Genomic DNA, 20252 nt, shown 5'->3' on the forward strand with positions numbered 1-20252 from the left:
CGAACCGTCAGAAGCCGACCCGATCTGGTGATCCGTCAGCGAGCTCATCAGTGTCTCCCTTGATCAGGGTGTCCACCTGATTCATGACACTCCCCCGGAGCCCCAGCGTGATGGCTAGGACGAACGCCGTGTACAGCGGGTCCGGGCGTGCGGCCTCCAGGAAGGTGATCGTCTCGTCCAGCGTCCACGTCTTCATCTCACGCACCTCCACGCGCGGGGCCGGGACCAGGGTTGCCACGTTTCGGCTGATCAGTTCCTCGCGGCAGGCCGCCGTCAGGGCCGTGCGCAACACGCGGTGCGACTCCTTCGCCGTGGCGGCGGAGGCCTCCCGCGACACGGCGCCGACGAGGCGGCGCACGTCGGGGACACTCAGCGACTCCAGGCGCTTGGTCCCCACGTGCGGGATCAGGTAACGCCTGACGTGAGTCTCGTACTTGGCGTACGTCGTCTTCTTGCGCTGCGGCCGGATGAACTCCTCCAGCCAGTAGGGGAGCCACTCGGACAGCTTCTGCGAGCGCGTCGGGGTCGGGACACCGTCTCGGGCGCGCTTCACGAGGTCCTGCCGCTTGGCGTCGTACTCGTCCCAGGTGTCGCCGTAGACGGTCTTGCGCTTGCGGGTGCCGTCCGGCGGTCGCGTCCCGTGTAGTGGTGTAGTGGTCGTAGACCAACGGTCATGAGCTGGGCGGGAGTTCGTTACGGCCGGGCTCGTTGGGGTAGATCTTCTCCATGCTGGTCTCGGGCAGGTAGCGGCGGGGGAAGGCGATCCATTCGTCGTGCATCTCGAACAGGACAGCGGTGACCAGTCGTAGGAGCGCGTCGTCGTTGGGGAAGACCTGGACGACGTCGGTGCGGCGTTTGATCTCGCGGTTGATCCGCTCCAGCGGGTTGGTGGACTGGATCTTCTTCCAATGTCGTTCCGGGAAGGCTGCGAAGGCGGTCAGGTCGTCCTTGGCTTCCAGCAGCATCGCTTTGACCTTGGGGAACTGCTTGCCGAGCATGTCGGCGACGGTGTCCAGTTGGGATCGGACCGCGGCTTGGGCGGGTTGGGCGAAGATCGTGCGGATGGTCGCGGCGACCATCTCGCCGGCGTCCTTCGGGATGACCGCGAAGGTGTTGCGCAGGAAGTGGACGCGACAGCGCTGGTAGGCGGCGCCGAGCATGACCTTGCGGATCGCCTTGACCAGACCGCTGTGGTGGTCACCGATCACCAGCCGCACTCCTGTCAGGCCGCGTTCGCGCAGGGAGCGCAGGAACTCGGCCCAGAACAGCTCGGTCTCGCTGTCGCCGACCATCAGCCCCAGCACTTCCCGGCCGCCGTCCTCGGTGATGCCGGTGGCGACGACCACGGCCCGGGAGACGATCTGGTGGTTCACCCGTGCCTTGCAGTAGGTCGCGTCCAGGTAGACGTAGGGGAAGCGGGTGTGGTCCAGGGGCCTGTCCCGGAATGCGGTGAGCTGTTCGTCCAGGTCGGAGCAGATTCGGGAGACCTCGCTCCTGGAGATGCCGGTGTCCGCGCCGAGGGCTTTGACCAGGTCGTCGACCGATCGGGTGGACACGCCCAGCACGTAGGCTTCCATGATGACCGCGTAGAGGGCCTGGTCGATGCGGCGGCGTCGCTCCAGCAGGCTGGGGAAGAAGCTGCCGGTGCGGACCTTGGAGATGGCCAGTTCCAGGTCGCCGGCCTGCGTGGTCAGGGTCTTGTCGCGGTGGCCGTTGCGCCAGGTGGTGCGGGCGTCGGTGTGCTCGCCGGGTTCGGCGCCGATCCGGGCGGTGGCCTCGGCCTCGATCAGCTCCTGCAGGAGCCGTTGGGCGAGGGTCCTGATCAACTCGATTCCGTCCGCCGTACGCAGTGACTCCATGAGGCGGAGTAGGTCAGACTGGGACAAGGCCATCGTGCACCTCTCACTCAACGAGCATGCCTACTCGGAGAGTTGCGCGATGGCTCTGTTATGACCAGGGGTTACGTCAAGATCCCTGCTACACCACTCGGCGGGACGCCATCTAGGCGGCTAGCCCGAAATCTTCCTAACCTACTTCGCCCAGCTGTAGGCGAGCTTATGGGGCGAAATCATGAAGGTTCCACGCCTCGGCTAGGTCACCATCCGCGGTCAGGCCGTACGACATCAGAGCAGCAGCCCGCTGCTCCTGTCCACACTTTCGTAAGGCAGCAGACCATTGCCTTGCGACGTCGGGCCAGTGTCCGGCGTTGGCTGCCTTCAGGTAGAGCAACTCGGAAGATTCGTGTTCGCCGGCATCCCACAGGTTCTGCGCCCACCACCACAAGGCGATGTTATCGCCAGCCTCGACGGCGCGATTCAGGAGGACCTCAGCCTGCGGCCGGTCGCCGGCGCGCCAGCATGCGCTTGCCCAGCGCCGTAGAGCATGTTTGTCGCCTGCAGCCACTGACTTCTCGAAGAGTTCTACGGCCCGCTCATGTTCCGAGGACCCCCACAGCTGTTCGGCCCACCTCCAGAGCGCCTCCGGCCTCCCGTCATCTATTGCTTGCGTCAGCAATTCCTCTGCACGCTGTCGGCGTCCCGCATCCCACAATGTTCGTACCCACCACACGCTGGGCGCCTGGCCGGCGCTTGTAGCCGATAGTTCAGCGAGATCTGCAGCGCGAGCAAGGTCGCCACGCTTGATACATGATGCCGCCCACCACCAAAGTGCCCACGGGTCACCATTGTCGTGTGCTCGCTGGAATAGTGCGTCAGCAAGCTTGAAGTTGCCCTCCTTTGAGGCTGATTCTGCCCAGTCTCTAATTGACCGGTCCGAACCCGCAGCGGTGGCCCGCTCATACAGCTCCCCAGCTCGCTCGTGGTCCCCGCTCTCCCATAGGGATTCTCCCCACCTATTGAGCGCCGAGCTGTTGCCTAGGTTAGCTGCTTTCTGGAACAGTTTCTCGGCGCGGACTGTTTCTCCAAGCTCCCATAGCCACTTGGCCCAAATTGCGATTGCCCATGGATCGTCCTTGTGTGCGGCATTCCGGAGGATCCGGGCGGCGTGCTTGCGGCGCCCGGAAGCTAGCGCAGAGCCTCCCATTCGGCGCAGTGCGGCAACATCATTCAGTTCGTCAACGGCAAGCCAAAACGAGTTTGGAGGAGAAGTAAACCGCCTTTCCTGCCGTCCGTGGTCTGCGAGATAGTCTGCTAGCAGGAAAGAAGGCGGACTGGGTTCCTCGTCGGGGTAGGGTCGGATGCGGGCCAGGGGGCGGGCGGCTCCCCGCACCATATGCGTCAGAACCTCGGACGAAGCCGGGAACCAATTATCAGGCAGACTTCCCCAGTCCTGCGGGTCGAGGTATCGGGGAGATGCGACCTCAAGGAACTTTTCCGGAAGTGAGGCTGGACCGCCCAGTCGGCGCGCGTCCACTGCGGCAGTGAGAATGGCCCAAGCTCCAGGATGAGAAGCCTGCAGGGCTTTCTGCCGTTCAAGCAGGGCGTATCCAGCAGCGAGATATTGGGTTACCTTTCCTGTGCTCCCAGTTGCTTCAAGCGCTTGCCTCACGCGAGGGTCCAGTTCGGCGAGGGCCCTCACCTCTTCAAGGGCGAAGTCGACTGAAATATCCACCCGCTGTGCTGAGCCCTTCAAGAGAGCCCTCGCCTGCGGATGGGGTGCAGGGCTTCCAGGGGACGGGTCGATGGTTAGCCTCTCCCAGTCCTCCGGCCATATTGTGGCGATGGCGACCAAGTGCTGCGATGTATGCAGCGCCTCGGCCAGAGCGGCGGCAGCCCTCTCGCCGCCCTGAGGTGACAGGTACTCACTCAGCTCATCGAGCCACAGCACTGTACGGGGAGCCAGAGTTGGATCTCCTACTGCGTGCCACAGAGCCTCAGGCTTGGTGGGAGAAATCGGGTGGTGCAACCGCCATTCTGGAAGGAACCTGTGGACAGCCTCGAAGGCTGCTCTGGTCTTACCAGTCGATGAACTACCGACTAGCACGATGAGGACAGCCGACGATCCTGTCGCGCCGAGGATGTCCGCCAGCGTCAGATCGTGTGCCCTGGCTAGGTAGGCTGGGGGTCCTGGTGGTGCCCCAGGCTCCTCGATAACGCGGTGCACGTGCAAGGCGAATGGGTCTCGTAACTCTGCGATGCGCCGCCCCAGCGGGAGCAGCATCCTGGCGGCCATCCAGTGTTCCCTCGCCTTGGCGACTACGTCTGACGCGTCCCAGCCAGCCCGCCTTGCCAGGACCGTGGCGATCGATGTGACGTCATGCTGGCTTGCTGGCAGCTCCGTCGTCCCCAGACATCGACGCACAGTGTCCCGCTCCGGCGCACCGGGGAGACTTTCGTCCTCGCTGATCCATTGCGTGATCTCATCCAGCGTAGGAGGCCCAGCCTCCAGGTAGAGGCGATACAGCAGATCCTTGAGCTCCCGTAGAGGGCCGCGCGTCACGGTCGGACGTGAGATGACACGAGGCCGCCGAACTGACTGCCCGCCCCTGTCGCCACTCATCGCACACCTCTCGTTCTGTGTCCACCCGCACAAGCTGCTGAGCTGGCGATCCGTCTGCCGCTAAGCGGGAGCCGTCGCAACTGAGTTCTTGCGGCTCAACTGGCGGCAGAGTGAACAGCATACGAGCGACACTTGTCCGCTCCGATGACTCTGCGGAGGCATGTGATGGAAGCTCCCTCGATGAAGCGACGCCGGACTCGCGCTCTTCTTCGTACGGTGCTAGGCGCCGTGATAGCCGGACTCACCAAGGCGATCGCCGACTGGCTAGTCAAGAGCATCCTCTAGGAGTGTCGAGCACGGGAACGAGTTGGCGTGTGCCACCTCGGCACACGCGGGCCTCGGCTCTCCTTTAGCCGGCAGTGGTAGCCGCCGATGGTCTCAGTCCATGCGTCCTGCAGTGAGAGTCCTGGCCTGCAGGTATGTCTAGGCGCCCGCGCTGACGGCAGATCCTGACGGCAACACCGACGGACATGAGACGGCAAGGCAGGCTGCCAGCGTCCGGCTGTCGGGAGGCGCGTGCGGCTCTGCTGAGCCTGTCCGAAAGGTCGAACGAGCTTACAAAGCAGATGTCGGCGGTTCGAAACCGTCCGCGCCCACCGTCCGAACAGCAGGAATAGCGGTAGAGGCCCAGGTCGGGGAGGCTTCCCGACCCGGGCCTTCTGCATCCGTACGATCTCCCTACGCCCAGCTCGTGGCCGGTACCGTCGGTGACCCGCATGCCCCAGGATTGTCGGCTCTGCCCCTGCGCGGTCTCCCGGCGTCCGCGCCGGTCGGTGGGAGCGAGCTGCACGGTGTCCTCCTCGGGGGCGGGGCCGCCCGGCGCGCTTCCACGGGCACCGGCGGGAGATCGGGGCTCCGCGTACCGGGCGGTTGCTGCGTGCCGCCCGCAGGGCCCCAGGTCCCATTCGGGGTCATTCCCTGCGGACGGCGTGAACAGTGAGGGACCGTCAGCTACGGTCTACCAGAGCTGAGTTGAGTCTTCCCCCGGGCGCTTCCTGCGCACTCCCGCACGTGACCTGGGGAAACGCCGTCCACGGACCGGGGCAGCATGACGGCCAAGCGTGCACAGCCGGCGGAGCGCCGCGTGGCGCTGGGCTGCAGTCAGGAACAGCTCGCCGAGAAGGCCGGTGTCGCCGTGTCGACGGTCGTGCGCTGGGAAGCCGACCGGACTCCGTGAGCACCGAGGCCCTGCCGGGCGCCACCGCCGCGATGTTCAGTGCGGAGGAGCACACCCCTGCCCGGCCGCTCGCCTCGCAGCTCGGCGGCCGAGACCGTCTTCGACTGCGCCGACCCGGCCACGGCGCCGGCCTGGATGGCGTTCTTCGGGCGGGCCCGACTCGGCTCGGTGCAGGTCGCCGCCGGACCGGGCCGGGCGGTGCTGCGCAATGTCGTGGGCGGGCTGATGGCGATGGCGGTGACGTACGGCGGGGGCGTACTGCTGGAACGGTTCACCGGGTGAAGCCGTCCGGGGACTGCCCGGGAGGCGAGGTCGTGCGGCCTGTGTTTGTGTGGCTGCAAACCGCTTGGGAGAGGTGAAGCGCCGTGACCATACCCCCGTTCGGATCGAATGATCCGTTCTCCGATCTGCTCAGCCGGTTCTTCGGGATGAGCCCGATGGCCTCCCCGCCCGCGGTGCAGCGGGTGCCGATCGGACGGCTGCTGAGCGAGTCCTCGCAGGAGTTGTTGGGACTGGCCGCGCAGCGGGCGAGCGAGGACGGGAGCAGTGATCTCGACACCGGGCACCTGGCCTGGGCGGCCACCCGGGTGGAGCCGTCGCGCCGGATGTTGGAGCGGGCGGGGATCGACCCGGACCAGCTGGCCGGCGACCTGGAGCGGTCGCTGCCGTCGGGGGGCTCGGCCACGGTGGACGGGCAGCCCGCGCTCACGCCGTCGGCCAAGCGCGCGCTGCTGGCCGCGCACGCCCGTTCGCAGGCGGTCGGTGCCTCGTACATCGGGCCGGAGCACATCCTCGGCGCGCTGCTGGACCAGGAGCGGTCCGGGGCGGGGACGGCGTTGCGCAACGCGGCGCCCTCGCAGGAGGCGCTGAAGACGGTGTTGGAGGGGCGCGGTGTCGGCGGGGAGCGCAGCAGCACGGGCGCGCATCCCAGCGAGACGCCGACCCTGGACGAGTACGGGCGGGACCTCACCGAGGAGGCGCGCTCGGGGCGGCTGGACCCGGTGGTCGGGCGGGCCGAGGAGATCGAACAGACCGTCGAGATCCTCTCCCGGCGGACCAAGAACAACCCGGTGCTGATCGGCGAGCCGGGTGTCGGCAAGACCGCGATCGTGGAGGGGCTGGCGCAGCGGATCGTCTCCGGGGACGTGCCGCAGAGCCTGGCGGACAAGCGGGTGGTCACCCTCGACCTGACCGCCCTGGTGGCGGGCTCCAAGTACCGGGGCGAGTTCGAGGAGCGGCTGAAGAAGGTGATCGACGAGGTCACGGCGGCCGAGAAGAGCGTGATCCTCTTCCTGGACGAGCTGCACACCGTGGTCGGCGCGGGCGCCGGCGGCGAGGGCTCGATGGACGCCGGCAACATCCTCAAACCGGCGCTGGCGCGCGGCGAGTTGAGCGTGGTCGGCGCGACGACGCTGGACGAGTACCGCAAGCACGTGGAGAAGGACGCCGCGCTGGAGCGCCGCTTCCAGCCGGTGCTGGTGCCCGAGCCGAGCGTCGAGGAGACGATCGAGATCCTGCAGGGGCTGCGGGACGCGTACGAGGCGCACCACCAGGTGCGGTTCACCGACCAGGCGCTGGACGCGGCGGCGACGCTGTCCGACCGGTACGTCAGCGACCGCTTCCTGCCGGACAAGGCGATCGACCTGCTGGACCAGGCCGGTGCCCGGGTGCGGCTGCGCAGCCTGAGCGGGTCCACCGAGGCGACCGGGGTGCAGGGCCGGATCACCAAGCTCAAGCGGGAGTTGGAGGAGGCCGTCGCGGACGAGGAGTTCGTACGGGCGGCCAATCTGAAGGCCGAGCTGCGGCAGACCGAGGACGAGCTGGCGTCCATCGCCGAGTCCCGCGAGGAGGTCGTCGACGTGACCGCCGACGACATCGCGCAGGTGCTGTCGTCCCGGACCGGCATCCCGGTCGCGGAGCTGAACGCGACCGAGAAGGAGCGGCTGCTCAAGCTGGAGGACCATCTGCACGAGCGGGTGATCGGCCAGGACGAGGCGGTCACCGCGGTGGCCCAGGCGGTGCGCCGCGGCCGGGCCGGGATGGGTGACCCGGACCGGCCGACCGGCTCCTTCCTCTTCCTCGGGCCGACCGGCGTGGGCAAGACCGAGCTGGCGAAGGCGCTGGCGGCGCTGCTGTTCGGCGACCCGGACCGGATGATCCGCTTCGACATGAGCGAGTTCCAGGAGAAGCACACCGTCTCCCGGCTGGTCGGCTCCCCGCCCGGGTACGTCGGCTACGACGAGGCGGGGCAGCTGACCGAGGCGGTCCGCCGCAAGCCGTACAGCGTGCTGCTCTTCGACGAGGTGGAGAAGGCGCACCCGGACGTCTTCAACCTGCTGCTCCAGGTGCTGGACGACGGGCGGCTGACCGACTCCCAGGGGCGTACGGTCGACTTCCGCAACACCGTGGTGATCATGACCAGCAACATCGGCTCGCAGCGCATCCTCGACCACGCCGGGAACGTGGACGAGATCCGCGACGACCTGATGCGCGACCTGCGCCGGCAGTTCCGGCCGGAGTTCCTGAACCGGATCGACGAGGTGATCGTCTTCCACGCGCTCACCCGCAAGGACCTGCTGTCGGTGGTGGGCCTGCTGCTGGAGCGCAGCCGGCGCCGGCTCAAGGCGCAGGACGTGGAGCTGGAGGTCACCGAGGCGGCCAAGGAGTGGCTGGTCAACCGTGGGTACCAGCCGGAGTTCGGGGCCCGGCCGCTGCGCCGGACGATCCAGTCGGAGCTGGACAACCGGCTGTCCAACCTGCTGCTGGACGGCACGGTGCAGGAGGGGGACACGCTGATCGCGGACGTGAGCGACGGCGAGCTGGTGGTCACGCTGGCCCGGCCGGAGGCGTCCGCGACCTTCGAGGAGGCGGAGGAGAAGGCGCAGGAGGCCGCGGCAGAGGGCTGAGCGGGAGGGGAACGGGTGGGACCGGGTTCGGGCGTACTCCCGTGGGAGTACGCCCGAACGCCACTGGTGGAGGACGCGTGGGGAGGCGGCGCGGGTCTAGCCTTCCGGGCATGATGCCGCCCACGTCCCCGCCGACGGAAACGCCGGGTCCGCCGCCACATCCCCCGGGCCCGCGACCGCCCTCGGGAGAACCGCCCGAGCCGTGGCGCCCGCGGTGGGTGCGGGCGGCCGACGCGGGCCGGCCGCTCGGGCTGGCGGTGGCGGTCGCCGTGGTCCAGGTGGTCGGGTCGACGTTCGCCGGGCGGAACCAGGGCGGGCGGGTCCCGCTGGACGCCGTCGGCTACCTCCTGCTGCTGATCGGCCCGGCCCTGCTGGTGCTGCGGTGCCGTCGGCTGGTCGTGGCGGTGGTCGGCACCTCGGTGGTGACGGCGGCGTACCTGGGCGCCGGGTACCCGTACGGGCCGGTGTTCGTCAGCTGGCTGATCGCCTGCTGCACGGCGATCGGCTCCGGGCACCGCCGGGTGGCCTGGGCGGGCCTGGGCGGGGTGTACCTGGTGCACGTCCTGATCACCTTCGCGCTGCCGGCGGACTGGCAGCGCACCCCGCCGTCCGCCTTCTCCTGGCAGGCGGAACTCGGCCTGCTGGCCTGGCTGTTGCTGGTGGCCGCGGGCGCCGAGCTGGTCCGGTTCCGGCGCGAGCGGATCGCCGCCCACCGGGCCTACCGGCAGCAGCTGGAACAGCGCCGGGCCAACGAGGAACGGCTCAAGATGGCCCGGGAGTTGCACGACATCCTGGCGCACAGCCTGTCGCTGATCAACATCCAGGCGGGGGTCGCGCTCGCCCTGCTGGACCGGCGGCCGGAGGAGGCCCGCACCGCGCTGGTCACCATCAAGTCGACCAGCAAGGAGGCGCTCGGCGAGGTCCGGCAGGTGCTCGCGACGCTGCGCGGCCCGGAGGCGGCGCCGCGCGGCCCGGCCCCCGGGCTGGACCGGCTGGACGAACTCGCCGACCAGGCCGACCGGGTGGGCCTGGCCGCCGAGGTGCAGGAGCGCGGCGAGCGGCGCGCGCTGGCCGCCGGCGTCGATCTCACCGCGTTCCGGATCGTCCAGGAGGCGCTGACCAACGTGATCCGGCACTCGGCGGCGCGGCAGGCGGTCGTCGTCCTGGACTGGACCGATCCGGCCGCGCTGGTGGTCCGGGTCGAGGACCCGGGCCCGGCGGTGCTCGGCGACGCCGGCGGGTCGGGCAGCGGGCTGGCCGGGATGCGGGAACGTGCGGCCGCGTTCGGTGGCACCATCACGGCGGGGCCGCTGCCGGGCGGCGGCTTCCGGGTCCGGGCGGAGCTGCCGACACCGAAGGCGGAGAGTGAGTGATTCGGGTACTGCTGGCGGATGACCAACTGCTGGTCCGGGCCGGGTTCCGGGCCCTGCTGGACCTGCAGGACGACCTCGCGGTGGTCGGCGAGGCGGACGACGGCGAGGCGGCGCTGCGGCTCGCCCGCGAACTCGTACCGGACGTCGTGCTGATGGACGTTCGGATGCCGCGGATGGACGGCCTGGAGGCGACCCGGCGGATCGCCGAGGACCCTGCGCTGTCCTCCGTGCGGGTGGTCGTGCTCACCACCTTCGAGCTGGACGAGTACGTCTTCGAGGCGCTGCGCTCGGGGGCGGCCGGCTTCCTGGTCAAGGACACCGACCCGGCCGACCTGCTGCGGGCCATCCGGGTCGCGGTGGCGGGGGACGCGCTGTTGTCGCCGGGGGTGACGCGGCGGCTGATCGGCGAGTTCGCGGCCCGTTCGAAGGCGCCCGAGGCGGCGCCGGGCGGACTTTCGGACATCTCCGTGCTGACCGAGCGGGAGCGGGAGGTGCTGGCGCTGGTCGGGATGGGGCTGTCCAACGAGGAGATCGCCCGGCGGCTGGTGGTCAGCCCGCTGACGGCGAAGACGCATGTCAGCCGGGCGATGGTGAAGCTCGGGGCCCGGGACCGGGCGCAACTGGTGGTGCTGGCCTACGAGTCGGGGCTGGTGCGGCCGGGCTGGCTGGGCTGAGAGTCCTCCGTGCGGCGGCGCGCCGTGCTGCCGGGTCCTGCTGCCTGCGCGCCTGCCGCGCCGTGCTGCCCGGTCCCGCCTGTCCGTCGCGCCGTGCTGCCCGCCTGCCGCGCACCACCCGGTGGTCCTGCCCGACCGCTCTACTTCCGGCCCGGCGTGTCGCGGCCAGCCCGTACTCTCCCGGGAGTACCCCAACTGCCGCTGCTGGTAGGACGCGTGATGAGGCCGCTTGGCGGGACGCTTTGGTCACCTCGGGAACCGCCCGAGGTCTGGAGGCCCACCGCCGAGGAGATGAACCACCATGTACACGCTGCTGGCCGATGGGGGAGGGCACGGGCCCGGTCCCTGGATCCTGCTGATCCCACTGGTGTGGATCGCCGTGGTGGTCCTGGTGATCACCGTGCTGCGCCGGACGCTCTGGCGGCGCGGCTGCGGAGCCGGGGCCCGGGCGGACCACCCGCTGGCCGTCCTGGGCCGCCGCTACGCCGAGGGCGACATCGACGCCGAGGAGTACCGCGCCAGGCGTTCCGTGCTCAGCGAGTCGCCGCGGGACCAGTTCCGAGGGGGTGCCGGGAAGTGACCACGCTCGACCTCGTCCGCGGAACCGCCGCCCGGGCCGCCGACGCCGTCAAGATCTACGGCGTCGGTGGCACCGAGGTCCGCGCGCTGGGCCACGTGACGGTGGAGTTCCCGGCCGGGCGGTTCACCGCGATCATGGGTCCGTCCGGCTCGGGCACGTCCACCCTGGTGCACTGTGCGGCCGGGCTGGACACGCTGAGGAGAGCCGGATGCACCGGAAGAAGCCCACCGGCCCCACCCGGTCCGGGTGGTCAGGACATTTGGGCCTGCGGGAACACCTCCCGCAGCAGCGGGTCCGGCAGCCCGCGGCGGCTCCACTCGCGCGGGTAGCCGAGCGAGACCTCCTCGAAGGGGACGCCGTCGTAGCTGGTCTTCCGGGGGATGTGCAGATGGCCGTAGATCATCGCCGCGGTGTTGAAGCGACGGTGCCAGTCGGCGGTCAGCTCGGTGCCGCACCACTGGGCGAACTCCGGGTACCAGAGGATCTCGGTGGGGTGGCGGACCAGCGGGTAGTGGTTGACCAGGACCAGCGGTACGTCCGGGTCGCAGGCCGCCAACCGCTGCTCGGTCAGCCGGACGCGCTCACGGCACCAGGAGTCGCGGTCCGGGAACGGGTCCGGGTAGAGCATCCGCTCGTCCGCGCAGACGATGCCGCTCTCGTAGGCGGCTGCCAGGGACTCCTCCTTGGTCGTCGTGCCCGGCGCACGGAAGGAGTAGTCGTAGAGGAGGAAGAGCGGGGCGATGCGGACCGGTCCGCCGGCACCCTGCCAGAGCGGGTACGGGTCCTCGGGGGTCACGACGCCGAGGCTGCGGCAGAGCTCCACCAGGTGGTTGTAGCGGGCCACGCCGCGCAGCTGCACCGGGTCCTCGGGGTGGGTCCACAGTTCGTGGTTGCCGGGGGCCCACACCACGCGGGCGAAGCGTTTGGCGAGCAGCCCGAGCGCCCACTCGATGCTGGTGGTGAGCTCGGCGACGTCCCCGGCGACGAGCAGCCAGTCGTCGGGGGTGCTGGGTTGCAGCTTCTCCACCAGGTCGCGGTTCTCCTGGTAGGAGATGTGCAGGTCGCTCACGGCGAGGAGCCGCCCGCCCGCCCCGGTCGGCTCCGACGGCGCGTCGCTGCGGTACTCGGTAGTCACTCCTGCCCCCTGTGGTCACCCGTCCGTTGTCGCCACAGTACGTGGCGGACGGGGGCCGTGGGGCGGGTTGGCGGGATCAGCCGTTCGAAGGCCGGTTCTGGCGCGGGCGCCTGACGGGTCGCCGAGCCACGCAAGCCGAGCCACGCAAGCCGAGTCGCGCGCGCCGAGCACCGCGTGCCGAACCACGCGCGCCGAACCGCCGGAAGCCGAGTCACGCAAGCCGAGCCGCCGGAAGCCGGACACGGCCCGACTCAGGAGCCGAACTCCATGAGCACCCCGTGAGAGGTGGCAGTGGTGGCGGCGAGGATCGCCAGTGAGGCGATGCCCAGGGCCAGTCCGAGGACAGCACGGCCGCGCCGCCGGGTGCCGCGGACCAGGGCCAGCGTGGCGAGGGTGATGGCGAGCGGCCCCAGGACGACGTTGAAGAGGAGCAGACCGGGGAGGCCGAGCAGGAAGGAGGCGACGGCCAGATTGTCGGCCTCGCGGGCCTCGCCGTGGGCGTCGCTGCGGGCGCCGCTCTGACGGTTCGTGACAGTGCTCATGACGGTGGCGGGTCCTCTCTGGGGAGCGGCCGGGTCAGCGCTGCCGCAGCCGGGCGAGGCCCTCGCGGGCGCCGAAGGCGAGCAGCCAGGCGGTGATGGCGGCGGAGGCGGTGAGGAAGACGGGGAGCGAGGTGTGCGCGGCGGTGCCGATCAGGACGCCCATGGCGACCAGCGCGGAGAACAGGATCATGGCGGGCCCCTCCGGCCGTGGCAGTACCGGCCCGACGTCGAGCCCGGCCCGATGTCGAGCTCAGCCCAGTGTCGAGCTCGGCCCGGTACCGACACCGGCCCGGTGTCGATTTCGGTTGACAAGTGTTCACTGACTTCGGCCTCACTCTACGCCCGACTGGCCAATCTCGGCAAACACTTGTTTACTGAATGGCGTGAGTCACACCGTTGGGGCCAGGCAGGCCCAGAAGCAGCAGAGTCGGCGGGCGTTGCTGGATGCGGGCCTGCGCCTGCTGGCCGATCAGAACCTGGCGAGCCTGGGCGTGCGCGAGGTCACCCGGGAGGCCGGGCTGTCCCCGGCCGCGTTCTACCGGCACTTCCCGGACCTCGCCGCGCTCGGCGTGGCGTTGGTCGAGGAGTCGCTGGCGAGCCTGCACGTCATGATCCGGTCGGTGCTCGCCGAGGCGGGCGGCGCCGAGGAACTGATCGACCGTGCGGTGGACGTCATCGAGCGGCACGTGCGCGAGCACCGGGCGCACGTCCGCTTCCTGGCGCGCGAGCGGCATGGCGGGGTCCGACGGGTCCGCGAGGCGATCGATGCCGAACTCGGCCGTTTCGCAGCCGAGGTGGGGGAGGCGTTGGCGCTTCAGCCGGTCTCGCGTGGGTGGAGCGAGCAGGACCTGCGCATGCTCGCCGAGCTGTACGTGGACCACATGGTCTCGACGGCGTCGGCCCTGCTGGAGGCGCAGGAGTCGGATCCGGCCAGGGAGCGGCGGATCGCCGCGACCGCGCGTCTGCAACTGCGCCTGATCAGCCTCGGCCGGCGTCACTGGCAGGCGAGTTGACCATGGCTCGCCCCGGGTGGGGGCTGGAACGAGCCATTGCGGCCGGAGTGGTCTCTTGGGCATGTCTTGACTCTTGACAGTGGGTCATGTCCGCGCCAGCTTTGGTGGACCCCCACACCGAGAGGTCTCTCATGAAGAAGCCGCTCATAGGCATGCTCGCTACGCTCCTGGTCGCCGGGGCCACCGCCCTCGCCGGGGCCCTCCCGGCTCAGGCCGCGGCCCCGGAGGCCCCCACCGCCTCCGTCGAGGCCCAGAGCGCCCAGGCTCAGGGCATCCAGGTCGAGAGTGCCCAGGCCCAGGGCGCCGAGTTGCAAGGCGCCCAGACCGCGGACGCCAAGGCGGCCCCCCTCGCCGCCGTCACCTTCGCCGGAACGGTGGCGCTCAGCAACTGCTCCGGTTCGCTGGTCCGGATGCCGGGCTCGGCCGCGAGCGACCCGGCCCTCATCCTGTCCAACGGCCACTGCCTGGAGTCCGGTATGCCCGGCCCCGGCGAGGTGGTCCTCAACCAGCCCTCCAGCCGGACCTTCACCCTCCTCAGCTCCACCGGCGGCAAGCTCGCCACGCTGCGCGCGACCAAGGTGGTCTACGGCGCCATGACCGACACCGACGTGTCGATCTACCAGCTGAACACCAGCTACGCCTCGATCCAGTCCCGGTACGGCATCGCCCCGCTGACCGTCTCCGCCGCCCACCCCGCGCAGGGCGCCTCGATCCGGGTCGTCTCGGGCTACTGGAAGAAGATCTACTCCTGCTCGATCGACGGCTTCGCCTACCGGCTGCACGAGGCCGACTGGGTCTTCAAGGACTCGGTCCGCTACACCTCCGGCTGCAACGTGATCGGCGGCACCTCCGGCTCGCCGGTGGTGGACGCGAGCACCGGTCAGCTGGTCGCCGTCAACAACACGATCAACGAGAGCGGCGAGTCCTGCACCCTCGACAACCCGTGTGAGGTCGACGAGAACGGCGCGGTGACGGTGCACCAGGGCATCGGCTACGCCCAGGAGACCTACGGCATCCCGGCCTGTTTCGCCGCCGGCAACCGGTTCGACCTCACCCTGCCCGGCTGCACCCTGGTCGGGCCCTGACCGCCGTCCCGGCCGTGATCACCACCCCGCCGCCGACAGCCGCACGGCCCGTGATCACCACCCCGCCGCCGACAGCCGCACGGCCCCTGATCACCACCATCCCGCTGGCAAACGCAGAGCTCCTGACCACCACCCCGCCCCCGGCCGCCGTCCCCGTGACGGAACCGAGGCGACCCCGCTGACCAGCACCGTTCCCCGATGGGCCACCCGCGACCGGCGGGTGGCCCATTCGGCCGTCCACCAGGCGGCCACCGCGCCACCCACGCCGCAGAGTTGTGCCGACAAGGCGGCAGTCATGTCCGTTGACCCGATGGAGAGTTGATGACCACCACGCTACGCAGGCTATTGGTTTCCGTCCTGCTGATACCGCTGCTCGCGCTCGGCGGCCTGGCGACCCCGGCGCTGGCCGCCGGTGCCCAGGGCGTCGGGGCCGCCGAGGCCGCCCACGGCCGGAGCCCCGCCGACGACCCGAACGCCGACATCAAGGACCGCCTGGCGGCGATCCCCGGGGTGACCATCACCGCGGAGCAGCCCACCACCACCGGCCACCGCTACTTCCTGGCCACCTACACCCAGCCGATCGACCACTTCCGCCCCTGGCTGGGCACTTTCCAGCAGCGCTTCAGCGTGCTGCACCGCGGCTACGACCGCCCGACCGTCTTCTACACCAACGGCTACACGCTGGGCACCACCCCGTCCCGCACCGAGCCGACCCGGCTGGTGGACGGCAACCAGGTGTCCATCGAGTACCGCTTCTTCACCCCGTCGCGCCCCGACCCGGCGGACTGGTCCAAGGCCGGCATCCGCCAGCAGGCCGCCGACTCGCACCAGCTGGTGACCGCACTCAAGCGGATCTACCAGCAGGAGTGGCTCTCCACCGGCGCCAGCAAGGGCGGCATGTCCTCCACCTACTTCCGCCGCTTCTACCCGGACGACGTCGCGGGCACGATCGCGTACGTGGCGCCGAACAACACCGATGTCAACGACTACGCCGCCTACACCGACTTCTTCCGCACCGTCGGCACCCCCGAGTGCCGGGCCGCGCTGAACGCCGCCCAGCGTGAGCTGCTGGTGCGCCGCGACCGCCTGGAGACCCGCTACGTGGCCGACAACAAGGCCGCCGGCTCCACCTTCAACACCCTCGGCACGCCGGACCGGGCGTACGAGGCGGGCGTGCTCGACGTGATCTGGGCGTTCTGGCAGTACAGCCTGGAGTCGGACTGCGCCAAGGTCCCGGTCGCGGCCACCGCGACCGACGACGAGCTGTACGCGTGGTTCGACTCGCAGTCCGGCATCACCGGCAACAGCGACCAGTCGCTGGCGAAGTACACCGCGTACTACTACCAGGCCGCCACCGAGCTGGGCGCGCCGTTCTTCGACGTCTCGTACCTGAAGGACGTGCTGCACTACGACTACAAGGAGCTGTACTCGGCCCGCTCGTACGTGCCGAAGGAGATCCCGACCACCTTCAACCCGAACGCGATGCGGGACATCGACCGCTGGGTGAAGCGCGACGCCGAGCGGATCATGTTCGTCTACGGCGGCAACGACCCGTGGGGCGCCAAGCCCTTCAAGCTCGGTCGGGGCAGTGACGACAGCTACGTCTACACCGTGCCGGGCGGCAACCACGGCTCCAACATCGGCAAGCTGCCGGCCGCCGAGTCGGCGGAGGCGACCGCCAAGGTGCTGGAGTGGGCCGGCTTGGCCGACCAGGACACCGCCCGTTCGCTCGCCAAGGCGCAGCAGATCCCGCCGTTCGGCCCGCTCGACGAGGAGGGCCAGAAGCTGGAGCGTCGCCCGCTGTAACCGCGGGGCCCACGCGCACCGGTAGCGCACCAGGAGGAGGCCGCCCCCGGTCGGGGCGGCCTCCTCGTGCGTGCGGCAGGGCCGGCGGACCGGTCCGACCCCCTCCCCGAAGTAGTGAATCAGTGCTTCAATATTTCCGTGGCCTACCGACGCACCCCCGCCGTCCAAGCCCGCCTGGATGCCCAGCGCGAGACGGTGCTGCAGGCCGCCGCCCTGCTGCTCGCCGAGCGCGGCTACGGCGGCTGCACCATGGCCGCCGTGGCGGACCGTGCCGGGATCGCCACCGGAAGCCTCTACCAGCACTTCGCCAACAAGGCCGAGCTGTCCGTGCAGCTGTTCCGCCGGGTGGTCACCCGCGAGATGGCCGCCGTCAACGCGGCCGTCGCCCTCCGGGAGACTCCCCGGCAGCGGATCGCCGCCGTCGTCGAGACCTTCGCGGCCCGCGCCCTGCGCGCGCCCCGGCTGGCGTACGCGCTGCTGGTCGAACCGGCCGACGCGGTCGTGGACGGCGAGCGCCTGGTGTTCCGCCGGGCGTTCCGGGACGTGATCGCCACCGAGATCGCCGCCGCCGTGGCGAGCGGCGAACTGCCCGAGCAGGACCCGGTGCTGACCGCCGCCGCGCTGGTCGGCGCGGTCGGCGAGGCCCTGGCCGGCCCACTCGCGGCCGCACCCACCAGAGCCACCAGCACCACCAGAGCCACCGACACGGCCAAAAGCACCGAGACGGCCGCCCCCACCGAAAGCGCGGTCACCACCGACGTGGTCCCCGCCCTGGTCTCCTTCACCCTGCGTGCCCTGGGAGGACGCGATGACAGCGACGCATGAGGTCACCAACCAGGTGCCCCTGCCGTACGGACACGACACCGCCGCCGATCCGACCCTGCTCGCCGCCCTGCACCGGGCCGGCGCCGGCTGGGCCGAGCCCGAACTGCGCGAACTCGGCCGCCTGGCCGGCTCCGAGCAGGCCGCCGAGTGGGGCCGGCTGGCCAACGAGAACCCGCCGGTGCTGCGCACTCACGACCGCTTCGGTCACCGCGTCGACGAGGTCGAGTTCCACCCGGCCTGGCACGAGTTGATGCGCACCGCCGTCTCGTACGGCCTGCACGCCGCACCCTGGCGGGACGAGCGGCCCGGCGCCCACTCCGCCCGCGCCGCCAAGTTCTTCGTCTGGGGCCAGGTCGAGGCCGGCCACACCTGCCCGATCTCGATGACCTACGCGTCCGTCCCGGCCCTGCGCGCCAACCCCACCCTGGCGGGCGAGCTGGAGCCGCTGCTGGCCGCCACCACGTACGACTTCGGGCTGCGCGAGCCGCGCACCAAGCGCGGGCTGATCGCCGGCATGTCGATGACGGAGAAGCAGGGCGGCTCGGACGTCCGCACCAACACCACCACCGCGACCCCGCACGCGGACGGCACCTACCGGCTGACCGGCCACAAGTGGTTCACCTCGGCGCCGATGTCCGACCTCTTCCTGACGCTCGCCCAGGCGCCGGGCGGGCTCAGCTGCTTCCTGCTGCCCCGCGTCCTGCCCGACGGCGGCCGCAACCGCCTGCACCTGATGCGCCTCAAGGACAAGCTCGGCAACAAGTCCAACGCCTCCGCCGAGGTGGAGTACGACGGCGCGGTCGGCTGGCTGGTCGGCGAGGAGGGCCGCGGGGTGGCGACCATCATCGAGATGGTCAACATGACCCGCCTGGACTGCACCATCGGCGCCGCTTCCGGCATGCGGTACGGCGCCACCCGGGCTGTTCACCACACCCTGCACCGGCGGGCGTTCGGCAGGCTGCTGGTGGACCAGCCGCTGATGCGCAACGTGCTCGCCGACCTGGTGGTGGAGTCCGAGGCGGCCACCGCCGTCGCGATGCGGCTCGCCCAGACCACCGACCTGGCCCTGGCCGGGGACGAAACCGCCACGCTGGTACGGCGGTTGGGCCTGGCGGTGGCCAAGTACTGGGTCTGCAAGCGGGGCCCGGCGCACGCCGCCGAGGCGCTGGAGTGCCTGGGCGGCAACGGTTACGTCGAGGAGTCCGGGATGCCTCGGCTCTACCGGGAGGCGCCGCTGGTGTCGATCTGGGAGGGCTCCGGCAACGTCGCCGCCCTGGACGCGCTGCGTGCCATGGCCAAACGACCGGAGACGGTCGAGGCCTTCCTCGGTGAGCTCGACGCGGCCGCCGGGGCGGACCGCCGACTGGACGCGGCCGTCGCGGACCTGCGCAAGCAGCTCACCGACCTGACCGACCTGGAATACCGGACGCGCAGGCTGGTCGAGTTGATGGCGCTGGCCTTCCAGGGCTCGCTGCTGGTCCGCCACGGCAGCCCGGCGGTGGCCGACGCGTTCTGCGCCACCCGGCTCGGTGGCGACCACGGCGCCGCTTTCGGCACCCTGCCGTCCGGCGTCGACACCGCCGGGATCATCGACCGCGCCCGCCCGGTGCCCGCATGAGTGCGGACGAGGTGGACGAGGTGGACAAGGTGGACGAGGCGGCAGACGTCCGGTCGTTCTGGCAGGCCCTCGGCCTGCCCGGCCTCGTCGACGTGCACACCCACTTCATGCCGAAGAGCGTCCTCGACAAGGTGTGGGCGTACTTCGACGCGGCCGGCCCGCTCATCAACCGCCCCTGGCCGATCACCTACCGCCAGGCCGAGGCCGAACGCGTCCGGCGGCTGCGGGAGTTCGGCGTCCGCGCGTTCACGTCGATGCTCTACCCGCACAAGCCCGGCATGGCCGCGTGGCTGAACTCCTGGGCCGCCGACTTCGCCGCCCGCACCCCGGACTGCCTGCACACCGCGACCTTCTTCGCGGAGCCCGAGGCGCCCGCCTATGTGGCGCGGGCGATCGAGGACGGCGCCCGGGTGTTCAAGGCGCACCTGCAGGTCGGCGGCTACGACCCGACGGACCGCCGGCTGGACGAGGTCTGGGGACTGCTCGCCGAGACCGGCACCCCGGTGGTCAGCCACTGCGGATCCGGGCCGGTGGCGGGCAAGTTCACCGGTCCCGGCCCGATCGGCGAGGTGCTGGACCGGCACCCGGGGCTGGTCCTGGTGGTCGCCCACCTCGGGATGTCCGAGTACCGGGACTTCCTCGACCTCGCCGAGCGCCACCCGGGCGTCCGGTTGGACACCACCATGGCGTTCACCGACTTCGTCGAGGCCGACGACCCGTTCCCGCGCGCCGAACTGCCGCGCCTGCGCGCTCTCCAGGACCGCGTCCTGCTCGGCAGCGACTTCCCCAACATCCCGTACCGCTACGTCCACCAGCTGGAGGCGCTGGCCGGGCTGGGCCTGGGGGAGGAGTGGCTGCGCGCCGTCTGCCACGACAACGCCGCCGCGCTCTTCGGGCTCGCCCCGGCGAGCTGATCACCGCACCGCCTGATCACCGCACCGCCTGATCATCGCACCACTGATCACCTGGTTCGGTCGCCGCACCACTGATCACCTGGTCACCGCACCGCCCGCAGCGCCCCCAGCGCGTCCGCGTGCAGCCCGGGCGCGGCGGCGAGGAA

17 protein-coding genes and 2 pseudogenes are annotated in these 20252 nt (G+C 70.4%); 13 read left to right on the forward strand and 6 right to left on the reverse strand.

What is annotated here, in order from left to right; all coding sequences use genetic code 11:
• Positions 1–94: 94 nt before the first annotated feature.
• From P3T27_RS36110 to P3T27_RS36120, 3 genes and pseudogenes are all read right to left on the reverse strand, one after another.
• Positions 95–628 (reverse strand): annotated as a pseudogene (locus P3T27_RS36110) (site-specific integrase); the annotation flags it as partial.
• A gap of 43 nt (positions 629–671) precedes the next feature.
• Positions 672–1892 carry an IS256 family transposase gene (locus tag P3T27_RS36115; RefSeq protein ID WP_280685544.1) on the reverse strand — a complete coding sequence of 407 codons (1221 nt, stop codon included), beginning with the start codon at positions 1890–1892 and terminating at the stop codon, positions 672–674.
• A gap of 163 nt (positions 1893–2055) precedes the next feature.
• Positions 2056–4398 (reverse strand): tetratricopeptide repeat protein, encoded by a 2343-nt coding sequence (locus P3T27_RS36120; protein ID WP_280685545.1) that lies wholly within the window; start codon positions 4396–4398, stop codon positions 2056–2058.
• Positions 4399–5506: 1108 nt separating this feature from the next.
• Here P3T27_RS36120 and P3T27_RS36125 point away from each other — a divergent pair.
• The 7 genes and pseudogenes from P3T27_RS36125 to P3T27_RS36155 all read left to right on the forward strand — a co-directional run.
• Positions 5507–5635: a helix-turn-helix transcriptional regulator gene (locus P3T27_RS36125; protein ID WP_280685546.1), complete on the forward strand. Its 129-nt coding sequence runs from the start codon at positions 5507–5509 to the stop codon at positions 5633–5635.
• Positions 5636–5674: 39 nt separating this feature from the next.
• Complete coding sequence (locus P3T27_RS36130) at positions 5675–5917, forward strand: hypothetical protein (protein WP_280685547.1); 243 nt, start codon at positions 5675–5677, stop codon at positions 5915–5917.
• A gap of 83 nt (positions 5918–6000) precedes the next feature.
• On the forward strand, positions 6001–8541 hold the full coding sequence (locus P3T27_RS36135; RefSeq protein ID WP_280685548.1) for an ATP-dependent Clp protease ATP-binding subunit: 2541 nt from the start codon (positions 6001–6003) through the stop codon (positions 8539–8541).
• Positions 8542–8759: 218 nt separating this feature from the next.
• A complete protein-coding gene (locus tag P3T27_RS36140) occupies positions 8760–9914 on the forward strand; it encodes a sensor histidine kinase (RefSeq protein ID WP_280685549.1) in 1155 nt (384 codons plus the stop codon).
• Positions 9911–10588, forward strand: coding sequence for a response regulator transcription factor (locus P3T27_RS36145; RefSeq protein WP_280685550.1), 678 nt, complete (start codon positions 9911–9913; stop codon positions 10586–10588). The genes P3T27_RS36140 and P3T27_RS36145 overlap by 4 nt, the downstream gene beginning before the upstream one ends.
• A 301-nt stretch (positions 10589–10889) precedes the next feature.
• On the forward strand, positions 10890–11168 hold the full coding sequence (locus P3T27_RS36150; RefSeq protein ID WP_280685551.1) for an SHOCT domain-containing protein: 279 nt from the start codon (positions 10890–10892) through the stop codon (positions 11166–11168).
• Positions 11165–11365, forward strand: a pseudogene (locus tag P3T27_RS36155) (ATP-binding cassette domain-containing protein); the annotation flags it as partial. The gene P3T27_RS36150 and the pseudogene P3T27_RS36155, both read left to right, overlap by 4 nt.
• Before the next feature lie 53 nt (positions 11366–11418).
• Here the strand turns inward: P3T27_RS36155 and P3T27_RS36160 are convergent.
• From P3T27_RS36160 to P3T27_RS36170, 3 genes are all read right to left on the reverse strand, one after another.
• Positions 11419–12303 (reverse strand): metallophosphoesterase, encoded by an 885-nt coding sequence (locus P3T27_RS36160; RefSeq protein ID WP_280685552.1) that lies wholly within the window; start codon positions 12301–12303, stop codon positions 11419–11421.
• Positions 12304–12554: 251 nt separating this feature from the next.
• Complete coding sequence (locus tag P3T27_RS36165) at positions 12555–12845, reverse strand: DUF4190 domain-containing protein (RefSeq protein ID WP_280685553.1); 291 nt, start codon at positions 12843–12845, stop codon at positions 12555–12557.
• Between the two features lie 34 nt (positions 12846–12879).
• A complete protein-coding gene (locus P3T27_RS36170; protein WP_280685554.1) occupies positions 12880–13035 on the reverse strand; it encodes a hypothetical protein in 156 nt (51 codons plus the stop codon).
• A 193-nt stretch (positions 13036–13228) separates the two neighbouring features.
• Between P3T27_RS36170 and P3T27_RS36175 the strand changes: the two genes are divergently transcribed.
• From P3T27_RS36175 to P3T27_RS36200, 6 genes are all read left to right on the forward strand, one after another.
• A complete protein-coding gene (locus P3T27_RS36175) occupies positions 13229–13858 on the forward strand; it encodes a TetR family transcriptional regulator (RefSeq protein WP_280685555.1) in 630 nt (209 codons plus the stop codon).
• A gap of 131 nt (positions 13859–13989) precedes the next feature.
• Positions 13990–14943 carry a serine protease gene (locus tag P3T27_RS36180; RefSeq protein ID WP_280685556.1) on the forward strand — a complete coding sequence of 318 codons (954 nt, stop codon included), beginning with the start codon at positions 13990–13992 and terminating at the stop codon, positions 14941–14943.
• A 321-nt stretch (positions 14944–15264) separates the two neighbouring features.
• A complete protein-coding gene (locus P3T27_RS36185) occupies positions 15265–16749 on the forward strand; it encodes a S28 family serine protease (protein ID WP_280685557.1) in 1485 nt (494 codons plus the stop codon).
• A 138-nt stretch (positions 16750–16887) separates the two neighbouring features.
• Positions 16888–17574: a TetR/AcrR family transcriptional regulator gene (locus P3T27_RS36190; protein ID WP_280685558.1), complete on the forward strand. Its 687-nt coding sequence runs from the start codon at positions 16888–16890 to the stop codon at positions 17572–17574.
• Positions 17558–19192 (forward strand): acyl-CoA dehydrogenase family protein, encoded by a 1635-nt coding sequence (locus tag P3T27_RS36195; RefSeq protein WP_280685559.1) that lies wholly within the window; start codon positions 17558–17560, stop codon positions 19190–19192. The genes P3T27_RS36190 and P3T27_RS36195 overlap by 17 nt, the downstream gene beginning before the upstream one ends.
• On the forward strand, positions 19189–20106 hold the full coding sequence (locus P3T27_RS36200) for an amidohydrolase family protein (protein ID WP_280685560.1): 918 nt from the start codon (positions 19189–19191) through the stop codon (positions 20104–20106). The genes P3T27_RS36195 and P3T27_RS36200 overlap by 4 nt, the downstream gene beginning before the upstream one ends.
• Positions 20107–20252 lie beyond the last annotated feature (146 nt).

This window comes from Kitasatospora sp. MAA19, assembly GCF_029894125.1.
GTDB lineage: Bacteria > Actinomycetota > Actinomycetes > Streptomycetales > Streptomycetaceae > Kitasatospora.

Coding starts and splice junctions, on each gene's coding strand:
- P3T27_RS36115 (WP_280685544.1), bottom strand. CDS start 1,892: ATGGCCTTGTCCCAGTCTGACCTACTCCGCCTCATGGAGTCACTGCGT.
- P3T27_RS36165 (WP_280685553.1), bottom strand. CDS start 12,845: ATGAGCACTGTCACGAACCGTCAGAGCGGCGCCCGCAGCGACGCCCAC.
- P3T27_RS36150 (WP_280685551.1), top strand. CDS start 10,890: ATGTACACGCTGCTGGCCGATGGGGGAGGGCACGGGCCCGGTCCCTGG.
- P3T27_RS36185 (WP_280685557.1), top strand. CDS start 15,265: ATGACCACCACGCTACGCAGGCTATTGGTTTCCGTCCTGCTGATACCG.
- P3T27_RS36170 (WP_280685554.1), bottom strand. CDS start 13,035: ATGATCCTGTTCTCCGCGCTGGTCGCCATGGGCGTCCTGATCGGCACC.
- P3T27_RS36180 (WP_280685556.1), top strand. CDS start 13,990: ATGAAGAAGCCGCTCATAGGCATGCTCGCTACGCTCCTGGTCGCCGGG.
- P3T27_RS36200 (WP_280685560.1), top strand. CDS start 19,189: ATGAGTGCGGACGAGGTGGACGAGGTGGACAAGGTGGACGAGGCGGCA.
- P3T27_RS36195 (WP_280685559.1), top strand. CDS start 17,558: ATGACAGCGACGCATGAGGTCACCAACCAGGTGCCCCTGCCGTACGGA.
- P3T27_RS36125 (WP_280685546.1), top strand. CDS start 5,507: ATGACGGCCAAGCGTGCACAGCCGGCGGAGCGCCGCGTGGCGCTGGGC.